Genomic DNA, 19603 nt, shown 5'->3' with positions numbered 1-19603 from the left:
CTGACCTTCGCTCAGATCGCTTTTGGAAGCACCGAGGAAAAGAACAAAGAAAACAACCTCAAAAATCACCGCGAATTCAACTCATAAGATACGACAAGCTTTTCAGCCAAACATACGTACCTCAAGAAGATAGTCTATTAAAACTCTAGCCCTAGCCGGAACCTGTCGCCTGGACGGATAAACTAGGGTAAAAACAGCACTAAAAGCACTCATCCCCAATCCAATCGGCACAAGTAGCCCCGCCTTACATTCTTCCTTCACTGTCAGAGGTAAAAGCACACCTATACCATGGCCAGCCAGTGTCATGCTTTGGGCGACTAAAGGTGAGTTAGTTTGATGATAATGGCTTGGGGTGAAGTGATAATGCTGCTCTTCATGTTGTAAGTTTTGCTCGCCGTTTTGGCTCATTTGAGTCAAAGATATCCATTTATGCTGAGCAAGTTCCTCTATGCTTTTAGGCATACCATGCTCTTTAAGATAAGTAGGGCTTGCATATAAGGTAGAGCGTTCTTCATACATGACGCGGCCAATCAAGGAATCGTCATTCGGCAAGCCAATACGTATCGCCATGTCGATTTGTTCGGCGATAAGGTCCATCTTCTGATCCGAAATAATCAGATCAACTTGTACTTTAGGATAGCGTCGCTGAAATTCATTCAACACAGGGATCAGATGCTTAATCGCAATATCATGGGTAGTACTAATCGCCACGCGGCCGCTTGGCTCGGCGGGGGACGCAACGGCTTCTATTTCATGGATAAGTTGAGGCAGCATTTTCGCCTTGGCATACACCTTCTCCCCTTCTGAGGTTAAAGCCAGTTGGCGTGTTGACCTATGTAATAAGCGCATACCAGCAGCGGCTTCAAACTGAGCAACCTGTTCGCTCACTCTAGATCGGCTGGAATGAAGCTTACGAGCGGCTGCAGCAAAGCTGCCTGCTTCGACTACTGTGACAAAGATCGCCATATGCTTAAGATGTGAAAAATCAATTGTACTCAAAACCCGAACACTCCATTAGGTTTTAACCCTCTATTCGACACAATCATTATTCCCCATACTTTGCTGCATTACTAGGGCGAGCCCAAAAGCATCAGCCTTAACACTTTAAATAAAATATTGCGGAGAAAATTATGATTGCTGTAACAGGTGCAAATGGACAACTAGGCCAATTGGTTATTGCTGAACTACTTAAGCGCGTTTCTGCGGATCAGGTTATTGCGTTAGTACGTAGCCCAGAAAAAGCAGAGGCACTTAAAGCACAAGGGGTTCAGGTACGTAAAGCGGATTATAACCAAGCTGATACGCTAGCAACTGCGTTACAAGGCGTAGACAAGCTATTATTGATTTCTGGCAGTGAAGTAGGCCAAAGAGCGCCGCAACACCAAGCAGTTATCGATGCAGCAAAAGAAGCGAAAGTGAGCTTTTTGGCTTACACCAGCCTGCTAAAAGCCGACACATCAAAAATGATTTTAGCTCAAGAGCACAAGGTCACAGAGCAAGCGATTACAGACTCAGGTATCCCTGCGACTGTTCTGCGCAATGGCTGGTACAACGAGAACTACACAGGCAACATTGCGGCTGTGCTAGAGCACAAAGCCGTTGTGGGTGCCGGTGGTGAAGGTAAAATCACCCCAGCATCTCGCCTTGATTATGCCGAAGCCGCTGCAGTTGTACTCACCGACTCACAAACTCATATTGGCAAGGTATATGAACTAGCAGGTGATCAAGCCTTTACTCAAGCAGACTACGCCGCTGAGATTGCTAAGCAGACAGGTCAAGCTATTGCTTATCAAGGTTTAAGTGAAGCAGACTATACCGCTATGTTAGTAGAAATTGGTTTACCTGAAGGCTTTGCAGCGGTATTGGCAGACTCTGATGCGCTAATGCTAGAAGGGGCTTTGTTCGACGATAGCCACACTCTAAGCCAGCTAATTGGCCGTCCAACCATCATGATTCAGGATTCGATTAAAGCCGCTCTTTAAAGACTCTTAAGGCTTTTATCCTAAAAAAACGCCACGCTTTTGGGTAAAAAAGCGTGGCGTAAACCTAACTAAAATTCATTAGGATGCTTAACCTAAATTCAAATAAATTTGTTCTCTACTATCTCGCTTTCCCATTGCTTAATAATGTCCCTTGGGCGAGTTGATCCATAGAGAGCTTCTTCTTTGCCTGTTCGATAGGCCCATAACTGATTACCAAAATCATAATGCCACCATTCACTGGGCAGGTTAGTAAACCCCACCTCTAACATGGCGTGATACAGGATGCGTCGATTTTCTTTTGCCCTGCTTTTATCACCCTCTTCGGTTTCAAGGGCATCAGTCCAAGAGCGTTCATTGGCTTCATCGAAATGAGTGCCCATCTCTAAAAAACGCCCCATTTCATCACACAAGGTCACATCTACCGAACCTCCCGTAAGGTGGGGGCTAGGTGATTTAACATCTGCACTGGGTGGCGAAACGAGCCGCTTTGCTTTTTCATGCAAATGGCTTTCAGAGTGATCTGGGAAACTCTTCTTCAGAATATTCATCAGGGTGTCATACAAGTACTGCTGTACCGAATAAGGACGCCAGCCATCTAACACCACTATCTTAACGTTCGACGGGATAAGCTTGGTTGCCTGATGTAACTTTTCGAATACCCCTTCTCGCACAAAGCATTCTGGCATGGCGGTGGCTATGCCCATTTTTGCGTAAAAAGGATAAGTCACGAGTCGATCCGATGTGCTTAAGGGGATTAAATCCTCTCCCGTATCAAGTATCGGAATCTCTTTATAAAGCTCCCAAGAAAACTCTGAGGTACTCGGGATTGGCGTCTCTATTAAATGCTTCATATCAATTAAAAACACCTGGTAAGAACAAGGTTAAACTAGGTAAAGATATCACCAGAATTTGGGCACAAATTGCCACTAACACAAAGGGCCAAATACTCTTAAACATTTCAAGAATATCCAGTTTGCTGACCGCTGCTGCCACAAAGACACAAGCTCCCATAGGTGGCGTGATCAAGGCGATAGTGATATTCACGGTTATCACGACACCAAAATGGATAGGATCGATACCCGAGGCAATTGCCACAGGAAAGAAAACGGGGGTCAGCAGCATGAGTGCGGAAACCTCTTCCATCAACATGCCAATAAAGAAAGTCATCAAGCTAATAATGAGCAACACTGTGGTTGGGTTTTCTTTAAAGGGCGCTAATAAAAGTGCTAACTCTGAAGGTAACTGAGCATAGGCTAATAACCAACTCACCACAGAAGATGCCGCAATAATGACAAAGATACTGCCAGTTAAAATCGCGGTATCTGCGATCGCCTCACCAATCTTTTTCAAAGATAGACTTCGGTTTAGCAAGCCTAACAAAAGCGCATAGGCCACAATCAGTGCACCTGATTCAGTGGGTGTCACAAACCCAAATACGATACTGGCAACTATGATAAAAGGCGCCAGCAATGCTGGGGCAGAATACCAAAGCGCAATTAAGACGCCTTTCAGACTGGATCTATCTGTTTGGCTTTTAAGACCTACCTTTCTCACATAGAGATAGTTCATCACAATAAAGGCGCCGCCTAACAATAGGCCGGGAATCACACCTGCTAAAAACAAATCCCCCACGGATGTATTTGTTAATGACGCATAGAGAATCATAAAAATACTCGGCGGAATGATAGGCCCAATTAAGGAACTAGCGGCGGTTAACCCTGCCGCATAACTGGTGGCATAACCTTCTTTTTTCATGGCAGGCACTAACAAAGAACCTAAGGCAGAAGTATCAGCCACTGCTGAGCCATTTACGCCAGCAAAGAAGACACTGGAAACCACATTCACATAACCTAGACCGCCACGTAAATGTCCAACCAAAGAATTAGCCAAGCGGATGAGCTGAGAGGTTAAGCCTGAAGAGTTCATCAGGTTACCCGCCAAAATAAAGAGCGGGATCGCCATGAGCGCAAAAGAGTCTATGCCGCCAAAAAATTGCTGAGGCACCATGCGATATGCAAGAGAGAAATCGACAAAATAAAAGCCAACTAACGAGGCGAGAATCAGACAAATATAAAGCGGAATACCCAGCAGGATATTAATTAAAAAAGTAATAATAATGGCGGTTAACATGCCTCATCCTCTTTTTTCTTAGTTGGAAAAGGTCCTTGTAATAACACCATTAAAAATAAAGCGGCAAAACCAATCGGCATACTCAGAAGAGGTAAGGTTTTACTGACGCCTAAGCCCATACTGGTGAAACGCCCCATGGATAAAGAGTACTTAGTGCTAATAAAGGTAAAGAATAAAGCGACCGCTAACACGACAAACCACTGATAATATTTAATCAAACGGCGGGTAAAATCATTGACCATTTCTTCCAGAAAGGACACCTTCATATGCCTTGCGTCCACATAGGCACAAGACATAATCAGCATGACACTGGCAATAATGGCGTACCTTGACAGCTCATCCGACCAGATAGGTGCAGAGTTTAAAATATAGCGGGTAAACACGCTGTAGAGTATCAGTAACACATTTAAAGCGAGTATCGTCTTGGATAAAGACATTAACAGGCGATAAATACCTGAACGGATAATATCTAAGGTCATAACAGCCTCAAAGGCGCCGAAGCGCCTAACCAAATAAATTACTGATTAAAACCAACATCTTTTAGAGCAAGATCAACCCATTTCTGGTCTATGCCCTCATCTTTCAACCACTGGAAGTAAGACGGTTGGCCAACTTGGCGAAACTCTTCTAGTTCAGCAGCGGTTGGCCTATAAACCTGCATGCCCTTTTCTTCTAGGTAAGCAATACGCTCATTTACCTTACTTTCAACTGACTTACGGTTCATGTCGTTAGCTTCTTTTACCGCCTCTAATAAAGCCGCTTTTTCAGATGAAGACAAGCTATTAAGAAGCTCATCATTACCCACCAAGAACTGATCAGAATACTGAATATTAGCCAGCGTTAGGTATTTTTGTACTTCGTATAGGCTACCTAAAATGATGTACATAGGTGGGTTCATTTGCCCATCAGCGACCCCCATTTTTAGCCCCATATAAACATCAGTCCATGGAATCGGTGTACCGGATGCACCAAATGCGTTGTAAAGCGCAACTTGGCTTTTATCCATGGCACGAAACCTTAGACCATCAAAATCTTTAGGGGACTTAATTGGCTTTTTGTTATTCGTAAAAGCCAGTAACCCACCCTCTTCGACTACCGCTAAAAGGTGTCCTCCTGTACGAGCGTAAAAGTCTTTCTCCACCGCTTTCCAATAGTCACCCTTATCAAAAAATTCACGGGCTTTATCAAAGTCGCTGAACATAAAAGGAATCGCACTGACAAAAATCTCAGGGAATAAAGGTGAGATGCCGCCAAAAGAAGCAATGTTCAAACTCGGTATATTTAATACCTGCTCCATACGTTGCTCTTCATTTCCTAACATGCTGTTTGGGTATAGTTTTAGCTCTAACTCGCCCTGTGTTTTTTCTGACACTAGGGTTTTCAAGTTTTCAGCAAAAAGGTGTACCGCATTTTTATTCGCATCTGGTGCGCCGTTGTAACTCAAGTTGATGGTTTGAGCACTAACCGCAAGAGATAGGGTTGAAAGTGCGGCGCCTAAAGCTAGGGATTTGAACACGCTAGTTGCACCAAACACTTTTTTTATAATCGTCATTTTAGATTCCTCTAAGCATTTTTATTAGTTTGATAGTTCTGTGTATTTTTGATCATTTTGTAGCCCACCTTTTACAAACTAAACTTGAGCTGTTGACACCACAAGCCCCAAACTGTTGCATTTTAAGCAACAGACAAAACCAAGGCATTACAAAGCCTCTTTCAGTATTAGGTATCAGACAAAAAACGCATCGTTTCTGACAGGTGATCAAGTAGGGCTTGGGCAGCAAGCGTCAGCTCTCGGCCCTCTAAACTCAGCACACAAACCTTGGCTTTTGCAAAAACAGGGTTATCCATAGGCACAACGTCTATCTTGCCTTGCTCTATCTCTTCCCAAATCGTCAGTCTTGGCATAAAGGAAATGCCTAGGCCAGACATGACATAATTTTTCAGGGCGGAAACAGAGTTAGTCCGTAAACTTGGCGTTAATTTAAAGTGATTCAATTCTTCTGCCAAGGTGACTAAGCGGCCCATTCCCGTAGATTTATCAATCAAAGCAATGGGATATTTTACCACTGACTTAAAGGTCGCTGGGCCTGCCAACTGAGTCAGTTCATGGCCTGGTGGCACGATTAACTCTAACGGATGTTGGGTCTCTAAATGGCAATGTAATTTAGGATGGTTCGCAGAGGCATAGGTTAAAGCGAAATCAATATGCTCTTCTTCGAGTAAGCTAACAGCATCCTGTGCGCCAGCCATTTCCACAGTGAGCTGGATATCCTTATGTTTCTTTAAGAAGGATTGCAGTGGAGAAGAGATTAAATCCCCTATGATTCCCTCACCCACAGCAATTCTCACCTCGCCTGAACGCAAATTAAGCATGTCATCTAAGCGGGACAAGGTGGCTTGTTCACTGGCACACATCTTTCGATAGTATTGCAGCAGCTCTTCGCCAGCTGGGGTAATAGGATTACGACTATTGGTTCTATCCCAAAGAGGGAGCAATAAACTCTCTTCCAATTGAGAGAGCAAACGACTCACGGCTGACGGGTTTACATTGAGCCTAGCGGCCGCTTTTCTAAGGGTTTTATAACGTGCGATGGCATTGAGATACTCAAGTGCACGAGGCGGAAGTTTATGCATAAATCACCTTAGAAACTAAAAACTGAACCGAATTAGAGAGAGGAGTTTAGATCGAACTATAGCCTAAAGAGAACTAAATTCGATTGAATTTAACATTCAATGAAAGACTTTATAGGTCTTTATCTTCGTAAATAAGAGCCTAACCTTAGCTATTAGTGAGTGTCTAAACGGCTCTCTTGTCGAAAGGTTTTAGGTGTTTTTTCAAAGGCTAATTTAAACTTTTTGGCGAAATAAGCAGGGCAATTAAACCCTGTATCGTAGGCGACCTTGGTTATAGGTTTATCGCTTTCTACCAGCAGATGTGCCGCCATTCTGAGACGATAGTTCAGTAAGTAATTATTCGGTGTGCTTTTTAGAGCATTGCGGAATAGCCGATAACATTCACTCTCACTGATATTGGCAGCATGGCTGATATCAGCAATTGAAATACTGTCACTGTGATGCTCATGAATGTAATTTAGCAAAGTATGTAGGCGTTTTTCATTGGTACTTGAAACATGGGTATCAGACAAAATATCAGGTTTATTATCAATAAATAAATGCCAAAATTTCATCAATGCCATAGTCATCACAAATTCATAATCCTCACGTTCATCCTGCCAAACTTGGAACGCTTGTTTAAGTTCATTAATCGCGGCTTGCTGCCAAATGACCTGATTAGAAAACTTAACACTCAGTAGCTGTTTATTCTTTAATACAGGTAAAACATGCTTTTTATAAATACGGCTAAAGTTCATTCCTCCCAACATTTGCGGATTAAATACCGCATTGAGAATACGACAATCTTCCTCTCCAACATCGGTTAATTTATGCAAGGCACCCGCATTCACAAAGATCATTTCCCCTGCTTCTAAGGTTTCACTTTTGCCAATGCATTCCACCTTAGTTCGACCTCTCACCACCAGCACAATTTCCACTTCATCATGCCAATGCCAAGGGACTTCGCCCCCATAAAAAGCGGAAAACACTTCATCATAGGAGGAACAAGGAAAGTCACTGGCGCCATGAGTGGTTAACTCTCTGCCATTTTCATCGGTTTCAATTTTATAAATTTGCATATAGACAAAACCTTTGAGCAAAACATTTAATTTGGAAGAATCGTTATATTTTAGACTAGTATTTATATATTTTTAAATAGGTACTGGCAGTATTGTTATCACATCATTAAACGAACTTATATTTTGATTGACCTATAAGGGAGCGCCAACTTGCTACTATTGCTTGTCATTATCTATTTAGCTTTTATTAGCCTTGGCTTGCCTGACGCCATCTTAGGGTCAGCTTGGCCGATCATGAGCAAAAACCTCAATGCAAGTCTTGAATTTGCAGGGGCGGTTTCTCTGGTTATTAGCTTAGGCACTGTCATCTCGAGTCTGATGACAGCCAAGCTTATTAATCAGTTTGGTATCGGCAAGGTGGTTGCTTTTAGCGTGCTATTAACGGCAAGCGCACTACTGGGCTTTAGCATGGCGAACTTTGCCTTAGCATTAATGCTACTGGCAATTCCTTTAGGCATAGGTGCGGGCGCAGTGGATGCTGCCTTGAATAATTATGTGGCGCAAAACTACGAGTCTAAGCACATGAATTACCTGCACTCTTTCTGGGGTGTGGGTGCAACGGCTGGCCCCCTCATTATGGCTAACTATCTCATGCTAAATGAAGGCTGGCGACAAGGTTATATGGCCATTACGTTAATTCAATTTGCCTTGGTCATCATACTCTTTGCAAGCTTGCCTCTTTGGAAAAAAGCGCTCTCAGCCAAGCAAGAAGAAGCCGGCTCTACCCCTTTTATTTCTAATAGAAAGGCTCTTGGTATTTTTGGGGTCAAGATTCAACTTGTCATGTTCTTTTGTTACTGCGCCCTTGAAGCAGGCACAGGTCTTTGGACTGCCAGTTATTTAAGTATCGAAAAAGGTCTAAGCCCAAAAGATGCTGCCTTTTGGACCGCTATGTTCTACCTTGGCATCACCGCCGGTCGTTTTTTATGTGGCTTTGTCTCGGGAAAAGTTTCAGGAAGATTCGCAGATAAACTCAATGAAGAGAGCCTTATTCGCCTAGGCGTTATCACCATCATATTAGGCGTGATTGTACTTATCTCTCCACTCCCTATTTTGCTATCTCCCATTGGATTGATGCTGATCGGTTTAGGTTGTGCGCCTATTTACCCAAATACGATACACCTAACACCAAAACGCTTTGGCGCATCAGCATCACAAGCTGTTATAGGTTTATCCATGGCATGTGCTTATATTGGTACAACCTTGGTTCCACCCATTATTGGGGCTTTAGTGTCTTATTTCTCTTTCGCTTTATACCCTGCTCTCTTGTTACTTTTGGCACTTGGTTTGCTTATCACCACAGAGAAACTGAAACGCTTATGTAAATCAGCGAATATGGAAACGGCTTACAACAGCAATAACGAGCACCTTTAACAGGCGACTATGCCAAGGAGTTTGCTATGAATAACAGCCATGATCACAACCAACGGCTGCAAAAAATTCTGTTCTTGATAGCACTAAAAGGCAAGGTATCCAGTGCGGAATTATGTCAGCGATTCCAGCTAACGGATAAAGAGGTGCAGCAGGATTTTAAATTATTAGAAAAAGCGCATTTACTTAAAATATCCCAAGGAAGTGCCTATCAAGCCAAGCTTAAGGAATAGCGCTTATTTCTTAAACAAGGTAATTACATCATGTTCTAACAGAGACTCCATCACCACAAAGGTCACGTACTTACAATCTGGATGAGCTTCCAATAAAGCATCTATGGTGCTGGCAATGTACTCCACCGAACTTGCCACAATTTTCACAATAATATCGTCTTGTCCAGCAAGGCGAATACACTCGGTAATTTCGGGGATTTGCTTTAACGAATCCACCACGGATTTAAACTTGGTTTGGTTTACAGACACTGTCAAATAGGCAGAAATTGGGTAACCCAAGGCCTTCAAATTAATATTGGCGCTATAGCCGGTAATGATATTGGCTTCTTCTAAACGCTTTACCCTTTCAGCAACTGCAGGCCTTGAAAGCGATACCTTTTCACTTAGTTCAGAAAAGGACATTCTAGCGTCCTTTTGCAGCTCACTTAAGATCTTCCAATCAAGGGCATCCGGCTCTTTTTTTAAATGGTAAGTCATACTCGGGTTTCACCTTCACTTTGTCGGTAAATCACAGATTAAAACAGCAATGCGTCATGTAAGGCATCAAACCCTCAAATTATACTTTAATCAAGCTTAAGAGATGCCTTAATGATGATAACAAGGTCTTTCAAAAAGCTAAATTGAAACCCTATAAAAGGCTTACTTTTCAACAAACAAGTCAATGAGTAAGTCAACAATAAAGAAAGAATTCTAAACCAATTAATTGATAAATTAGAAAGGTGAAAGACAATGACAACAGCGCAAAAGACGACCCTTGATGTCACATTCGCAAGACAGCAGTTTCCTTTTTTCCAGCTAGATAAGCCCGCTATCCAAGGCTTTTTTGACAATGCTGCTGGCACCTTTACCGCTAAAGCTGTGATAGAAAGGCTCAATCACTTTTACCTGAATAATAAAGTACAGCCATACTCTAACAACCCAATAGGCAAGGCCGCTGGCGAACAAATGGATGCGGGTCGAAAAGCCATTGCCGACCTCCTAGGCCTAGACGAAGACACGATTACAATAGGTGCATCTTCTACTCAAAACTTTAATACCCTAAGCCAAGCTTGTGCTGGATTCATCCATGAAGGGGATGAAATTATCGTTACCCAACAAGATCACGAATCTAATATTGGCGGTTGGGAAAGATTAGCCAAAGCAAAAAATATCAGTCTTAAACTTTTGCCTATCAACCCAGAAACAGGCGAACTTGAGCTTGATGTATTTAAACGCCTACTGAGCCATAAAACCAAACTGGTTAGTGTGACTCACTCTTCCAATATTATTGGTACTGAAAACCCTATCAATGAGATCGCCGATCTCGCTCATAAAGTGGGAGCCAAAGTGGTTGTTGATGGGGTGTCTTTTGCCCCTCATGCCTGGCCTGACATTCCCTCTTACAAGGTTGATGCCTACTGCTTTAGCACCTATAAAACCTTCGGGACACACCATGGCATCATGTATGTTGCACCTGATTTCATGTCACTACTGACTCCCCAATGCCACTTTTTTAACGAGCAAACCAAAAACTGGCGTTTACTCGATTCAGCAGGCCCTGATCATGGTTCGATTGCCGCCCTTGCTGGGTTAGAAAGCTTCTTCTTAAGCATGCACCAACATCACTTTGATCAGACCGAAGCGCAAGATAAAAGCAGTTATGAAAAAGCACAAGAGATAGCCAAACTCATGCAAGACCATGAAGACAAACTTGGCAGTATTTTCTTAGAAGGGATAAAGAATCTACCCATTAAACTGCTAGGTAAAAATACCATGCAAGGGCGAGAAGCGAACTTTGCGCTTGAGATTCTAGAGCATTGCCCTACCAGTATCACAGCCCATTTGGGAGAGGCAGGCATTGCAGTAGCTAACAGCCATTTTTATGCTTATCGTTTACTTGAAGCCATGGGGATTCAAGACCTAAGCAAAGGGGTTATTCGCATCAGTATGGCTCACTACAATAGGGTTGAAGAAGTAGAGCAATTAATTAGTTTATTACAAGAATACTTTGCTAAAAATTAGACTAGCTAGCCGTTTAATTAACCTATATCTCCACGCTCAATCGATCTTTAATGTGGAGATATAGGCTTTTAAGCTTAGCTAATAATGAAAGATACTAACTAAGCCTTATGAATAGCCCTTTCCAGTAATTTAAAGAGCTGATCAAAGTCTTCATAGATATGTTCGTGAGTCCACTCAGGCGCATGCAAAGGGTGATGATAACGAACCGTCGCAAAGAATAAGCAACGAGCAGTAACCTCACTTTCTTCAAACTCAAACTCATCCGCTTCTTTACCGTCCTCTAAAATTGCTTGGATCATTTTGAGCATGGCATTAATGTGAATCGCCTTTTTCTCTTCTGGCATAGTCTGGGCAAGTGCAGAATATGACTCAAACATTTCAACTTCGTTTATCACTAGGTCGTGCTTAAGTTTCATCAAGGCCTCAAACCACTCACGTAATCTTGCTTTAGGGCTGGATTTCTTTGTAGAGATTGCAAGTAACGGTTGAGACACTCTTTGCAGCCAACGGCTAGTAATCGCTTCGTGAAGATCTACCTTGGTTGCAAAATGGCGATATACGGTGCCATGGCTGACATCTAATGAGCGCGCGACATCGACGACGGTAATTTTTCTTGGTCCATATTTACGTAAGACCTCTTCGGCAGCATCAAGAATTTTATCTGTCGTTAACACACATTCTCCCTAGTTCAAAAATAGCTTTAGATTCTATTTTACAACGAATGACACTCGACATTTTCTGTTATTCGTACAATTTTTTTAGATGCTACCGCCATGATAAAACCCTGTCAAACAGAGCGTTTTCACCACTCATCCAGTAAAAACGATGCTAGCGCTTAGGTTTCATTGCGTTGACAAACTGACAAATGACATTTATCGTAAAATGTCATTTGTCAGTTTTGGAGATACATATGCCCTTTCAGCACCCTCATAAAGCACCGTTGAAGAATAAATACTTTCGCGTTTTTAACTGTATTTTAGGCCAGAAAGGGAAAACCATTAGCTGCCCGAAAGAACCTCGCCTTGATGGTAAACGAGTACTGGTAACGGGTGGTGCTGCAGGGGTCGGCGAGTTTATTTCTCGTGATCTCATTGCACGAGGAGCCAAAGTAACAGCCATGGCAAGAGGAATATCTCAAGGCACGAATACGATTGAGGGCCTTAAAACAATACAAGCAGACCTAACAAATTCTGCCAGCATAGTGACAGCCGTAAACTCACATATCAATGAGCCATTCGATATTGTCATTTGTAATGCAGGTCTAGTCTCCAGAGAGGCAGAAGTGACTTCAGACGGTGTAGAAAGAACCTTCGCTGCTAACGTTTTAGGACACCATATCCTTTATCGACTTTTAATTGATCGAAACCTATTAGCCACAGATGCTCGAATTATCATGACAAGTGGCGATATTTACATCATGGAAGACGAATGCAATGCAAACGCAAGCTTTGATCAGATGCAAAAAGCCTATTCGAGAAGCAAACTAGGTAACCTTTGGCAATCACTAGAGCTAACAAGCCGCTATCCAAGCCTTCACCCTATTTCGGTTCACCCTGGGGTCGTTGCAAGTGGTTTTTCGGGTGCCAAAGTAGGCTTTGCCGCTTGGCTTAGAAACCGTTTACTCATTTCAGAACAAGCTGGCGCTCAGTCAGCTCTAATTGCTGCGACACAAACCTTACCCAGAGGCAGTTATTGGCATAACAAAATGGGGTTAGTGAACCTGCCCAAAAGTGACCCTGCACTAGACCAAGAAAAGTCTGCGCGCCTATGGCAGCAATTAGAGTCACTTGCAGCGCCTTACCTTTAATTTTCCCTTACTTACTACTTCAGGTTTTTGATTATGAAAATGCCCTTAATTCTACTCTTCTGTATTTTGTCTGTTGCTTGTGCAATTAACAAAACAGATAACCGTAACAACTCAAAAAACTTTAAAGATGGCGCCTTTCACAATAGCACCAATGTTAAAACAAGTTCATTTTGGGATATCGTCTGGGGAGGATTAACCAGCGATATAGAACAGGCTGAATGGCCAGAATGGATAACCACAGAAGAAGATAAAAATCCATTAGAGCGTGTACAGGGCGACAATACACGGATCACATTTATCAACCATGCGAGCTTTTTGATTCAAGGCGCTAACCTAAATATTTTAACGGACCCCGTCTTTTCAGAACGTACCAGCCCAGTTTCTTTTGCTGGCCCTAAACGCATCCACAAGCCTGGTATAGAGCTTGAAAACTTACCTCAAATTGATGTCATCATTATCAGTCACGACCATTATGACCACCTAGATTTAAGTTCAATTAACCAACTTATTGAGCGTGATAATCCAAAAATTTACATGGGCCTTGGCGTCGCAAGCCGTTTAAAAAGATCAGAAAACACCTTAGAAATGGACTGGGGTGACAGCGCACAAATTGGTGATAACTTTAAACTCTGGTTCTTAGAAGTTCAGCACTTTTCAGGTCGTACACTATTAGATAGAGACAGCACTCTTTGGGGTGGTTTCTACATGCAACTCGCCGGCAAGAAAATATATTTTGGCGGCGATAGCGGCTATGCCGATCACTATAAGAAAGCCTTTCAGCAATTTGGGGCCATGGATATTTCACTCATTCCTATTGGCGCTTATGCTCCAAGGCAATTCTTTAAACCTGTCCATTTAGACCCGTTTGAAGCAGTACAAGCTCACCAAGATTTACACTCTGGTGTTTCGATTGGCATGCACTATGGCACCTTTCAATTAAGCGCCGAATCACGAACAGATCCAGTCACATTATTGGATCAAGCAAAGATAGAAGCCGGTGTCGCCTTGTCTGACTTCATCACCTTGGAGATCGGCAAGCCTGTCACCTTCTCAGTAAAAAGTAGTCAATAAAGAAAGCAATCTAAGCGTTCACCTCTTATAAAAAGTACGCCTAACTCACATTAATCAGGCTTTGTAAAAAGACCATCTTATAAACTCCCTCTAAAGAGTTTATAAGATGGAAAATAAACATTACCCTATTTGATAATTATTAATCTCTGGGTAAGCAAGCATGTGGATTCAAAAAGAAATAACCATTAAAGCCAAGTCACGAGGCTTTCACCTGATTACGGATGAGCTGCTAGCTCAATTACCTGAACTTAGAAAACTCAACATAGGTTTGATGAACCTCTTCATCAAACACACCTCAGCATCTCTTACCATCAACGAAAATGCTGACCCAAGTGTGCGCACGGACATGGAATCACACTTCAATGTGATAGCGCCTGAAAATGCCCCCTATTACGAGCATATTTACGAAGGCCCAGACGACATGCCGGCCCATATCAAAGCCAGCTTATTAGGGGCAAGCCAAAGCCTGCCTATCTCTAATGGCAAACTCAACATAGGTATTTGGCAAGGAGTGTATTTATGTGAACACAGGGACCATGGGGGCCCAAGAAAAATAGTAGTAACGCTGCAAGGGGAGTAATGCTTTTAAGTCATGCCTTTGAATAACTCAAAGGCATGTTCATAATAAGAACTCGCTGAAATGAGGCAAATACGACCTTATGAAGTCATGAGTTTTCGGCACAGTTTTATCATTTGTTCCGCTTCCGCTTTATCTAATCCAGTATTACAAAAAGCCTGCTCTGTGATGGATTCACTTTGTAAGGATAACTCTCGTCCTGCACTCGTTAGTACGATACTTTTTTGGCGGTCATTTCCTTCTATCGCATCTCTGCGTATCAAGTCTTTTTGCTCTAAGCGCTTTAACAAAGGCGTCATGGTGGCCTTACTCAATCCAGTCCTCTTTGCTAACAAACTAATTGAAATCTGATCTTCCTGCCAAAGCGACATAAGCACTAAAAATTGCGTATATGTGAGTTCTAACGGCTCCAATAACGGCCTATAAATACTCGTTAGGTAATTAGAGGCTGAATAAACGGCAAAACAGAGCTGGTTATCTAATTGAGCAACGGACAAAAAATCACCTTTTACGAATAGTTTATATAAAAACATTTTGCCGTTTAATTATTAACAACACAATATTTAGTTGACGAATAGTTAGCGCACGAATAGTATTCACACAAATAGTTTGATCATAAATAAAAACATGAGGTGATCTTTATGCGTAAGTTAGCTTATATCGGTGCGGTATTAGTCGCGGTACAAACCTTGCCAGCAATGGCTGATAAGACGGCACTTTCGACAGTAAACTCTTTCGAGAAGCTCTTTGGCGTAACCGAAGGCGAACGCCGAAACCATAGTAAAGGTTTCTGTTTTACAGGGACGCTACAACCTATGGATAAAAGGATGGCTCTCTACTCGACCAGCCCCTTGTTTAAATATGAGTCACAGGTCATTGGTCGACTATCCCATAAAGGGGGCAACTTTCATGCCGCCGACAACAATCCAGCAGAATATGGCATGGGGTTATCAATCAAACCTGCTACAGGCAAACCCCATATGATGTCGATGAATACCCTCGACTTCTTTCCTGTTTCAACTCCAGAAGCCTTTGCTGAGCTAATGAAAGCAAAAGCAGAAGGCAAAGCAGCGGTTAAAGCCTTTAAAAAATCAAGCAAAGAACTGCAAAATTTTAAAGCTCACAATGCCACTAAAACCAAAACACTCACCCCTTACGAAGGCACTCAATTTAATAGCATTAACAGCTTTTATCTTGAGAATGATCTTGGAAAAAAGACAGCCATTAGATGGTCATTTAAACCTGTGAATGAACAAGGTGTCGTGTTGGAGCCTACTCATAATTTTTTCTATCAGAACATGCAAAAAAACCTTGCAGCAGGGGAAGTTAGCTGGGATATGGTCATAACCTTAGCCAATAAAGAGGATGCAATTGATAACGCGGCAATGCCATGGGAAGGAGAACATACTCAAATTATTGGCGCTAGGTTAAAAGTGACGTCTATTAGCCAGCAAGAAACCGGCGCCTGTAGGAACCTTAATTTTGATCCATTGGTTTTATCCAGCGGATTCCAGCCTTCTGACGACCCTTTGTTACAAGCAAGACGTAATGCCTATGCAATTTCGTTTGGTCGCCGTTTAAGTGAGCAATAACCCATCCACCAAACAGAACCTTCTAGCAAAAAAAGAGGAATACAAAATGAGCGATCAATGGTTAACCAGTTTATTAACAGATGACCCACAAACAGGCTATGAGTTAGCCATCAAACTATCCAGAATGGGCGTAAAGTACACTCAACCAAGCGATGATGTGCGTAAAAAACTACGTCCTGTTTATGAGCAAGATGCCGATAGTCTTATTGCCTCTTCACAGGTAATAGCGACTAATTTTCAAACTGTTGCCCAAGCGAACAACTTCTGGCAGAAATAATAGTCTAGCGACTCAAAAAAGAGGTTTAAACTCGGCTTAAACCTCTTTTTATATCTATTTTTGGAAAGCTGGCTATTTCAAACCACTCAGTAAGGCATCAAATACAGCGTCCATGACTTTTTGCACTTTCGCTTTGGCGGCCACCTGTAAAGTCAGTAATTCAGCTTCTTGGATCTGCTTCTCCCGTTCAAGCTCTTCTTGGAATTCCTCTAGAGTCAGCTCCCCTTCTTCTCGCGCTTGAATCAGCTCGTCTAGCGAGACACTATTTTTAGCAAAGCTTGCTTCTATTGCACTTGATAACTCACTCGTTAAGTCTTCTTTAGCAAGTGTTTGCTTTATACTCGCTAACGCATTTTCTAATTGATGACTCATGCTTTAAACCTCCATGATTAGTCCGTTATTTTTTTCGCCATTTCAGCTTCAAGCATGCTGGAAATTAAACGCTGATATTGGGCTTTCCTACGCTTAATCATAAAGTCGCTGAGCGTAGTTTTTTGCTTATGAGTTTGCATGTCTTGTTGCCACAAGCTTGCAAGAATGGCGGCTTGTTTAATGCTTTCTTCATTCTTTTCGCGCATTTGTTGACGCCTTTCATAAGCTCTAATATCCACATCAATATCTACATAGTTTTGTTGAAAATGAGAATAAGTGCGCTGAACTTCAGGCTGCATTTTCATCGTTAAATACAGTCGGTCTATTTTTTTATTTATGAGCTCTAATTGATTCAAACTTTGTGGGTCATAATTGGCAACCAACTTCATGCTACATCCTGTGAGAAATACAACAAAAAGTAACAGCAGAAAGAAGGTTGAATAGGACTTAGTCAATGTGTTCTTCATTTTCGATTTGTTCCTTAAATTAATGTTCAAAGAGCATATCAAAAAAACAAAAATAAAATCGGCAATAAAAAGGTTAAACACCTGTTTTTAAAGGTTATTAAATACTAAACCAGTATCAATTATCACCCTCTCAATAAACTTAAAATCAGGCCTTAAAAGTCACTGTATTAAAATCTATCCAACCGTTAGCGAGTAGTTCCATAGGGTTTAACGTATCCGCTTGGTTAAGCTGTTGCTGCACATGAAAAAGAGGTAAATAAATACCTTTCTCCACCAGCTCTGATTCCATTTTCTCGAACAAAACAGAGCGTTCTGTTTCATTTTCTTGTTGGAATATCTGCTCTAACTCATTATCGCGCCATGCTCTTTGTGCTGAATTAAAGCACTCTTCAAGCGCGGAACAGCCTTTAAACCAACCGATCCAATTCATATCCATGATGTTTTCGCTAAAGACCTCACCTGAAATAATGATATCTGCTTTTCGCTGGGTTTCATTACGACTAAAAATGGGGAATTCTTCTACCCTATAATCACAGGCTAGCCCCAGATTATTAAGTTGTTCATAGTAATGTTTGGCAATGGCAATATGCTGTGGCAGTGGATAAGTGAGTATCTGTAGACGACTATCGTCTTGATTGGCTGTTTTTCGATCGTTATCATCTCCAGCATCTCTATCGTGAATTATATTCTTTAACAGTGTTTTTGCGATTTTCTTAGCTGTCTCTTTTTGTATTTTTGGTAAGGAGTAAGGCGGTGCTTGAGGGATGGATAACATACCTGTGGCGAAGCTGACTAACTCACCTTTATCTTCTAAAATATTCTGCGGAACACCTAAGGCCTGTAGTAGGGTTTGCAATAAAAGCCTGTTCTCTTCAGTCTCTAAAAAGTAACTTTTATTGGCATTGATCAAGACATATTCACAGCCTTTTTCCCATTGGACCTTTTGTTCAAAGTCAGGCCTTTGATTCATTGAAATTTCGGCAAGTGGGTGCGGGTGTACTAGGTCACAATGAAGTTTAAAGTCCTTTGCTTTGTCACCAATATTCCAAATCTCAATACCATCCATCCAAGGCCGAAAGCCATGAAAATGTTCAAAAGCAGTGAGTCTGGTTAACCAGTTATTTTGCTCAGTTAAGACAAAACTACCGCTGCCGATAATGTTTGTTTTCTCGCCATCCAAGACTTCTTTCGAAATGCCTGCTGGGGTATTTGTGAGTAACGCAGGCAAATGCCCAGACAGTGATTGCATGTGAAACACTAATCGTAACGGATCTAGCACTTCCACCTTTTTGATACAGCTAAACAATTGGCTATTTTGGTGATCTGCCGCTGTTAGCCGATCAAAATGAGCTTTAACATCTTGCGCTTTAAGCGGACTAGCATCATGAAATTTAAGCCCTTTTCTAAGGGTGAAAAACCAAGTATTGCCATCTCGATTCCAATCAATAGCAAGGTCACCTTCAATGGTGCTTTTTCGTGGATCAAACGTTAATAGATTGCTATATAAATAGCGTGTGATATGGCTTTCTGTACGCCTTGCAACATAGATAGGGTCAAGGCTATGAGTGCCGCGATAAAAAGGTATTTGCAGTATATCCCGATCACTATTTATACCTAGATTTTCACTCTGAAAACGCTCTATGTAAGATACTAAAAATGCGTCCCTTTGATCTGCTTCAATTAATAACAAAGCTTGATCTAGCTTATTATCGCGAATCAAAACATCCGCTTGATCCTGTAGAACCTTATGCAAAGGTTTTATCAGTTTAATACGCGGTAAGTTGCCACGGCCAATGCCTGCTTGCCATTCAATCCAACCCTCTTTTTCTAGCTTTTTGATGATGAGTTGGGCGTTACGACGTGTACAGCCTAGGGCTTGAGTCAATTCATCTAACGAGAGTGGAGTGACTTGGTTCAAAATTAATCGAGACCTTAAAAATGCCAGCGCTTTCCAATAATGCATAAAAGGTGAAATCCTTATCTTATCTTTTTATTTTTCTTCATCTTTTAATTTCGATAATAGAAGAAACC

At 41.9% G+C, this 19603-nt stretch carries 22 protein-coding genes; 9 read left to right on the top strand and 13 right to left on the bottom strand.

All coding sequences use genetic code 11. The annotated features are described in order from the left end of the window. Nucleotides 1-102: 102 nt before the first annotated feature. Nucleotides 103-999 (bottom strand): LysR family transcriptional regulator, encoded by an 897-nt coding sequence (locus Q0A08_RS18420; protein WP_438462927.1) that lies wholly within the window; start codon nt 997-999, stop codon nt 103-105. A gap of 131 nt (nt 1000-1130) precedes the next feature. Between Q0A08_RS18420 and Q0A08_RS18415 the strand changes: the two genes are divergently transcribed. After that, on the top strand, nt 1131-1982 hold the full coding sequence (locus tag Q0A08_RS18415) for an SDR family oxidoreductase (RefSeq protein ID WP_438462926.1): 852 nt from the start codon (nt 1131-1133) through the stop codon (nt 1980-1982). Between the two features lie 98 nt (nt 1983-2080). Here Q0A08_RS18415 and Q0A08_RS18410 read toward each other — a convergent pair whose 3' ends face one another. The 6 genes from Q0A08_RS18410 to Q0A08_RS18385 form a co-directional block, all read right to left on the bottom strand. Then, nucleotides 2081-2833: a M15 family metallopeptidase gene (locus tag Q0A08_RS18410; RefSeq protein ID WP_438462925.1), complete on the bottom strand. Its 753-nt coding sequence runs from the start codon at nt 2831-2833 to the stop codon at nt 2081-2083. A 1-nt stretch (nt 2834) separates the two neighbouring features. Beyond that, nucleotides 2835-4112, bottom strand: a complete 1278-nt coding sequence (locus Q0A08_RS18405) for a TRAP transporter large permease (protein WP_438462924.1) — start codon at nt 4110-4112, stop codon at nt 2835-2837. After that, the gene (locus Q0A08_RS18400) at nt 4106-4591 is read right to left on the bottom strand and encodes a TRAP transporter small permease (RefSeq protein WP_009832950.1); all 486 of its coding nucleotides are present in this window, start codon (nt 4589-4591) and stop codon (nt 4106-4108) included. The genes Q0A08_RS18405 and Q0A08_RS18400 overlap by 7 nt, the downstream gene beginning before the upstream one ends. 38 nt (nt 4592-4629) lie before the next feature. Continuing rightward, entirely contained in the window at nt 4630-5664 is a 1035-nt protein-coding gene (locus Q0A08_RS18395) for a TRAP transporter substrate-binding protein (RefSeq protein WP_438462923.1), read from the bottom strand. A gap of 167 nt (nt 5665-5831) precedes the next feature. Further along, nucleotides 5832-6746 (bottom strand): LysR family transcriptional regulator, encoded by a 915-nt coding sequence (locus Q0A08_RS18390; protein ID WP_438462922.1) that lies wholly within the window; start codon nt 6744-6746, stop codon nt 5832-5834. Nucleotides 6747-6898: 152 nt separating this feature from the next. Next, nucleotides 6899-7804 (bottom strand): AraC family transcriptional regulator, encoded by a 906-nt coding sequence (locus Q0A08_RS18385; RefSeq protein WP_438462921.1) that lies wholly within the window; start codon nt 7802-7804, stop codon nt 6899-6901. A 150-nt stretch (nt 7805-7954) separates the two neighbouring features. Between Q0A08_RS18385 and Q0A08_RS18380 the strand changes: the two genes are divergently transcribed. Both Q0A08_RS18380 and Q0A08_RS18375 read left to right on the top strand, forming a co-directional pair. Continuing rightward, nucleotides 7955-9178: an MFS transporter gene (locus Q0A08_RS18380; protein ID WP_438462920.1), complete on the top strand. Its 1224-nt coding sequence runs from the start codon at nt 7955-7957 to the stop codon at nt 9176-9178. A 26-nt stretch (nt 9179-9204) separates the two neighbouring features. After that, nucleotides 9205-9408, top strand: coding sequence for a DeoR family transcriptional regulator (locus tag Q0A08_RS18375; protein ID WP_438462919.1), 204 nt, complete (start codon nt 9205-9207; stop codon nt 9406-9408). Between the two features lie 3 nt (nt 9409-9411). Here Q0A08_RS18375 and Q0A08_RS18370 read toward each other — a convergent pair whose 3' ends face one another. Further along, a complete protein-coding gene (locus Q0A08_RS18370; RefSeq protein WP_438462918.1) occupies nt 9412-9885 on the bottom strand; it encodes an Lrp/AsnC family transcriptional regulator in 474 nt (157 codons plus the stop codon). Between the two features lie 252 nt (nt 9886-10137). Between Q0A08_RS18370 and Q0A08_RS18365 the strand changes: the two genes are divergently transcribed. Then, nucleotides 10138-11409, top strand: coding sequence for an aminotransferase class V-fold PLP-dependent enzyme (locus Q0A08_RS18365; RefSeq protein WP_438462917.1), 1272 nt, complete (start codon nt 10138-10140; stop codon nt 11407-11409). A gap of 98 nt (nt 11410-11507) precedes the next feature. Here Q0A08_RS18365 and Q0A08_RS18360 read toward each other — a convergent pair whose 3' ends face one another. Further along, entirely contained in the window at nt 11508-12083 is a 576-nt protein-coding gene (locus tag Q0A08_RS18360; RefSeq protein WP_438462916.1) for a TetR/AcrR family transcriptional regulator, read from the bottom strand. A gap of 236 nt (nt 12084-12319) precedes the next feature. Between Q0A08_RS18360 and Q0A08_RS18355 the strand changes: the two genes are divergently transcribed. The 3 genes from Q0A08_RS18355 (at nt 12320) to Q0A08_RS18345 (ending at nt 14867) form a co-directional block, all read left to right on the top strand. After that, entirely contained in the window at nt 12320-13216 is an 897-nt protein-coding gene (locus tag Q0A08_RS18355; protein WP_438462915.1) for an SDR family NAD(P)-dependent oxidoreductase, read from the top strand. A 33-nt stretch (nt 13217-13249) separates the two neighbouring features. Further along, nucleotides 13250-14287, top strand: coding sequence for an MBL fold metallo-hydrolase (locus tag Q0A08_RS18350; RefSeq protein WP_438462914.1), 1038 nt, complete (start codon nt 13250-13252; stop codon nt 14285-14287). A 160-nt stretch (nt 14288-14447) separates the two neighbouring features. Next, on the top strand, nt 14448-14867 hold the full coding sequence (locus Q0A08_RS18345) for a secondary thiamine-phosphate synthase enzyme YjbQ (protein WP_009832963.1): 420 nt from the start codon (nt 14448-14450) through the stop codon (nt 14865-14867). Nucleotides 14868-14944: 77 nt separating this feature from the next. On the opposite strand, the gene Q0A08_RS18340 is transcribed toward Q0A08_RS18345, so the two are convergent. Then, on the bottom strand, nt 14945-15361 hold the full coding sequence (locus tag Q0A08_RS18340) for a MarR family winged helix-turn-helix transcriptional regulator (protein ID WP_438462913.1): 417 nt from the start codon (nt 15359-15361) through the stop codon (nt 14945-14947). A gap of 144 nt (nt 15362-15505) precedes the next feature. On the opposite strand from Q0A08_RS18340, the gene Q0A08_RS18335 reads away from it, so the two are divergent. Continuing rightward, nucleotides 15506-16456, top strand: coding sequence for a hypothetical protein (locus tag Q0A08_RS18335; RefSeq protein WP_438462912.1), 951 nt, complete (start codon nt 15506-15508; stop codon nt 16454-16456). Between the two features lie 46 nt (nt 16457-16502). Beyond that, nucleotides 16503-16733, top strand: a complete 231-nt coding sequence (locus tag Q0A08_RS18330) for a hexameric tyrosine-coordinated heme protein (protein ID WP_438462911.1) — start codon at nt 16503-16505, stop codon at nt 16731-16733. 72 nt (nt 16734-16805) lie between these two features. On the opposite strand, the gene Q0A08_RS18325 is transcribed toward Q0A08_RS18330, so the two are convergent. The 3 genes from Q0A08_RS18325 to Q0A08_RS18315 all read right to left on the bottom strand — a co-directional run bounded on the left by Q0A08_RS18325 (nt 16806) and on the right by Q0A08_RS18315 (nt 19535). Continuing rightward, nucleotides 16806-17105, bottom strand: coding sequence for a hypothetical protein (locus Q0A08_RS18325; RefSeq protein WP_438462910.1), 300 nt, complete (start codon nt 17103-17105; stop codon nt 16806-16808). 17 nt (nt 17106-17122) lie between these two features. Further along, nucleotides 17123-17494: a hypothetical protein gene (locus Q0A08_RS18320; RefSeq protein WP_438462909.1), complete on the bottom strand. Its 372-nt coding sequence runs from the start codon at nt 17492-17494 to the stop codon at nt 17123-17125. Between the two features lie 223 nt (nt 17495-17717). Further along, a complete protein-coding gene (locus tag Q0A08_RS18315; RefSeq protein WP_438462908.1) occupies nt 17718-19535 on the bottom strand; it encodes an ABC transporter substrate-binding protein in 1818 nt (605 codons plus the stop codon). Nucleotides 19536-19603: the final 68 nt, after the last annotated feature.

It is taken from the genome of Marinomonas sp. PE14-40 (assembly GCF_051623805.1).
GTDB lineage: Bacteria > Pseudomonadota > Gammaproteobacteria > Pseudomonadales > Marinomonadaceae > Marinomonas.
Note: the sequence above shows the minus strand (reverse complement) of the source record. Positions and strands in the feature narration are given on the sequence as shown.

What these genes read in the sequence shown, in the direction of transcription:
- Q0A08_RS18415 (WP_438462926.1), top strand. Translation starts at nt 1,131, where the DNA reads ATGATTGCTGTAACAGGTGCAAATGGACAACTAGGCCAATTGGTTATT.
- Q0A08_RS18410 (WP_438462925.1), bottom strand. Translation starts at nt 2,833, where the DNA reads ATGAAGCATTTAATAGAGACGCCAATCCCGAGTACCTCAGAGTTTTCT.
- Q0A08_RS18405 (WP_438462924.1), bottom strand. Translation starts at nt 4,112, where the DNA reads ATGTTAACCGCCATTATTATTACTTTTTTAATTAATATCCTGCTGGGT.
- Q0A08_RS18400 (WP_009832950.1), bottom strand. Translation starts at nt 4,591, where the DNA reads ATGACCTTAGATATTATCCGTTCAGGTATTTATCGCCTGTTAATGTCT.
- Q0A08_RS18395 (WP_438462923.1), bottom strand. Translation starts at nt 5,664, where the DNA reads ATGACGATTATAAAAAAAGTGTTTGGTGCAACTAGCGTGTTCAAATCC.
- Q0A08_RS18390 (WP_438462922.1), bottom strand. Translation starts at nt 6,746, where the DNA reads ATGCATAAACTTCCGCCTCGTGCACTTGAGTATCTCAATGCCATCGCA.
- Q0A08_RS18385 (WP_438462921.1), bottom strand. Translation starts at nt 7,804, where the DNA reads ATGCAAATTTATAAAATTGAAACCGATGAAAATGGCAGAGAGTTAACC.
- Q0A08_RS18375 (WP_438462919.1), top strand. Translation starts at nt 9,205, where the DNA reads ATGAATAACAGCCATGATCACAACCAACGGCTGCAAAAAATTCTGTTC.
- Q0A08_RS18370 (WP_438462918.1), bottom strand. Translation starts at nt 9,885, where the DNA reads ATGACTTACCATTTAAAAAAAGAGCCGGATGCCCTTGATTGGAAGATC.
- Q0A08_RS18365 (WP_438462917.1), top strand. Translation starts at nt 10,138, where the DNA reads ATGACAACAGCGCAAAAGACGACCCTTGATGTCACATTCGCAAGACAG.
- Q0A08_RS18355 (WP_438462915.1), top strand. Translation starts at nt 12,320, where the DNA reads ATGCCCTTTCAGCACCCTCATAAAGCACCGTTGAAGAATAAATACTTT.
- Q0A08_RS18350 (WP_438462914.1), top strand. Translation starts at nt 13,250, where the DNA reads ATGAAAATGCCCTTAATTCTACTCTTCTGTATTTTGTCTGTTGCTTGT.
- Q0A08_RS18345 (WP_009832963.1), top strand. Translation starts at nt 14,448, where the DNA reads ATGTGGATTCAAAAAGAAATAACCATTAAAGCCAAGTCACGAGGCTTT.
- Q0A08_RS18335 (WP_438462912.1), top strand. Translation starts at nt 15,506, where the DNA reads ATGCGTAAGTTAGCTTATATCGGTGCGGTATTAGTCGCGGTACAAACC.
- Q0A08_RS18330 (WP_438462911.1), top strand. Translation starts at nt 16,503, where the DNA reads ATGAGCGATCAATGGTTAACCAGTTTATTAACAGATGACCCACAAACA.
- Q0A08_RS18325 (WP_438462910.1), bottom strand. Translation starts at nt 17,105, where the DNA reads ATGAGTCATCAATTAGAAAATGCGTTAGCGAGTATAAAGCAAACACTT.
- Q0A08_RS18320 (WP_438462909.1), bottom strand. Translation starts at nt 17,494, where the DNA reads ATGAAGTTGGTTGCCAATTATGACCCACAAAGTTTGAATCAATTAGAG.
- Q0A08_RS18315 (WP_438462908.1), bottom strand. Translation starts at nt 19,535, where the DNA reads ATGCATTATTGGAAAGCGCTGGCATTTTTAAGGTCTCGATTAATTTTG.